1 protein-coding gene and 1 pseudogene are annotated in these 1900 nt (G+C 72.3%); both read right to left on the bottom strand.

Features of this window, described 5'->3' with window-relative positions; all coding sequences use genetic code 11:
* Positions 1-5 precede the first annotated feature (5 nt).
* A pseudogene (locus AB0A94_RS38650) lies at positions 6-149 on the bottom strand (TerB family tellurite resistance protein); the annotation flags it as partial.
* A 151-nt stretch (positions 150-300) separates the two neighbouring features.
* Positions 301-1269 (bottom strand): sporulation protein, encoded by a 969-nt coding sequence (locus AB0A94_RS38645; RefSeq protein WP_361751718.1) that lies wholly within the window; start codon positions 1267-1269, stop codon positions 301-303.
* Positions 1270-1900 lie beyond the last annotated feature (631 nt).

The raw sequence follows: 1900 nt of genomic DNA, 5'->3' as shown, positions 1-1900 counted from the left end.
GCCGCTCAGAGGTCGAACTCGTGCGGCGGCAGGCCGAGGGCGTAGCACGCCTCGCGGACCACGGCCTGCTCGTCCTTGTCGAAGTCGCCGTCGGCGCCGCCGATCACGATGCAGGTCCGGATGACCGCCCGCGCTCCGGCGGGCCTCTTTACTCGCCACGGGCCGGGTCCGCATCGTCGACGCGGACTCCGTGAGGCGGTCCCGCAGGGCCATGAGCACTCCGTACGGGCCGGGAGGCGCCCGGACCGAAGCGCACCGGGCGCCATGACCTCTACGGCAACGGAGAAGTCACCCCTTCTCTCACTCCTCCTCTCCCTCGTCCTCGAAGAAGTCCCCGACCTCGTCCACGACCTCCGCCGCGACCATGCCCCCGACCACCCCGACCGCCAGGCCGGCGGCGCCCGCGGCGACGGCGGTGCCCATGCCGGGACCGGACCGGTGGTGGTCGTCGTGGGAGCCGTGGAGGTCGTGGGGAGCGGGGGGAACGGGGGAGCCGTGGGACGCCCGGTGCTCGACCAGCTCGCGCATCCAGCCGTCGACCTCGGCGGTCCAGTCGCGGGAGTCGTAGTGGCCGACGGTGAACCTGGTCAGCGCGTCGTACCCGCCGGAGAAGAGGCCGTCGCGCTTGTCGGCCTCCAGGACGACCTCCATGCCGTCCGGACCGGCCAGGAAGGTCACCTCGACCTCGTTCACCCGGTCCGCGTACCGCGGCGGCGGGACGATCTCGATCTCCTGGTAGAAGGGCAGTTGCTGCCCCGTGCCGCCGATGCGCCCGTGTTCCAAGTCGGCCGACCGGAAGCCGAAACCGAGCGTGCCGAAGGCCTCGAGGACCGCCTCCTGCACGGGCAGGGGCCCGACGGTCAGCGGATCCAGGTCCCCCTTGTCCTTCGCCCCCGCCACCGACAGCTCGGTGCGCACGCCGAGCACGATGCCCAGCGGCTGCCCGTACAACTCGGTGACCGGCGTCTCCCACGGCAGCGCCACGCCGAACGGCACGTCGCGCTCCTCGCCCTCGGCGAGCCGGAAGCCGCCGCCGACCGTGAACCGGTCGAAGGCGACGGTGCCCTCCCGCTCGCCCTCCTCGTGCTCGGTCTCGACCCGCGCCACCAGCTCCAGCGTGATGCCCTCGATGTCGAAACCGGCCCGGCCGCCCTTGAGGCGGACCCGGCCGGTGAGCGTGGAGCCCGGCCGGACCGGACCGGGGTCGAGCACCGTGTCGACGGTGGGGCCGCCCACGCCGAGTGAGCCGAGCAGTCGCTTGAACACCACGGTGGCGTTCACTCCTTAAAACGTGCGTGTGTTGCGTGAAGGGGGTGCCGCCCGCGGGGCGGCACCCGGTATAACTTCTACAAGCGAGTAGAGGCATAGGGGGTCGGTCCGGGAGAGACTTTGCGTCCCCTTTACAGTTGGTGCGGAGCCGGGGCGTCCCGTTTCCGCGCGTCCTGTCCCACGGGTCCGGGCGCGAACCGTTCCGTACGACGTTCCGGCCCGGAGCCGGCTTCTGCCCGCACCGCCGGGGAACCGGGCGCGACGCCCCGGTACCCGGCCGCCGAGGACGACCCGGAGGCGGGCTCCGCCGAACGGGTCGGACCGGCGGTCCCGGCCACCGCCGGGAACACGATTCCGGCCGGAATCGTTACTCCTCCACACACCCACAGAAGGAGCACGTACTTGTCCGCCAGACCGACGGACCCCCCGGGGCACAGTCCCCGACCACCCCGCCAGGCATTCCCTGAGCACGGCACACGGCGGGATGCCCTCTCGCAATCGACGCGCCGATGAGTGCCGCGAACGCCCTCCTGGGCCTGCTGGCCGTCTTCGTCCTGACCGCCGGCACCGGATACTTCGTCGCCCAGGAGTTCGCCTACGTCTCCGCCGACCGCCTCGCCCTGGCGCGCGA

Source organism: Streptomyces sp. NPDC044984 (genome assembly GCF_040646935.1).
Taxonomy (GTDB): Bacteria; Actinomycetota; Actinomycetes; order Streptomycetales; family Streptomycetaceae; genus Streptomyces.
Note: the sequence above shows the minus strand (reverse complement) of the source record. Positions and strands in the feature narration are given on the sequence as shown.